Genomic DNA, 642 nt, shown 5'->3' on the forward strand with positions numbered 1-642 from the left:
CCACGGTCGCCTGGGCCGATGCCGCGCCGCCCAGTCCGCCCAGGGCCAGCGCGCCGAGCCCGGCGGCGGCCCCGTATCTCAGGAAGTTCCAGCGCCCGACGCCGGCTGTTTCCAGGGAGTCCTTTGGCATCCGGGGCTCCGCGCCTTCAGTGCCGGTCCTATCCGAGGCAGCGCTGCCCAACGCAGAACTACCCGAGGCTGCGCTCATCGTGCGGCCGCGGTCTGGCTCCGGAACGTGCTCAGCCATGATGTCCGCCTTCGTCCAGCCAGCCGGGCCTGAGCGCCACCCGCGGCAGTTCGAGCCGCAGCGGCGCCGCGTGCAGCCACGGATCCGTGAACTCCGCCGACAAGCGCTGCGCGTCTGCCGGCACCAGGAAGCTGATCCAGAATCGCTCGGTACTCCAAGCTGCCAGCGCCACGGCCTCCCCGGAGTCCCGGTTGGTCACCGTCGGACCACCGTCGCCGACCCTCAGCCGCAGCTGCCCGGGGGCGAACAGCACCGCGTCCTCTGAAGCGTTCTGCACCTCCAACTCCACCAGCAGGTGGTCGCCCCACGTCATGTTCGCCGGTTGTGGCGCCGCCGCCATGATGGGGCCGTGGCCGGCATGCCCGGTTCCACCCGCGGCGGTCCCCCGGCCTTCC

Annotated in this window: 1 protein-coding gene; it reads right to left on the reverse strand. The window is 72.1% G+C overall.

Annotation, left to right across the window (positions count from 1 at the left end):
• Positions 1-239: 239 nt before the first annotated feature.
• Positions 240-642: DUF4352 domain-containing protein (locus AC5RUJ_RS17910; RefSeq protein ID WP_494156473.1), on the reverse strand; the 403-nt coding region annotated here is incomplete at its 5' end.

Source organism: Arthrobacter sp. Y3223164 (genome assembly GCF_059091005.1).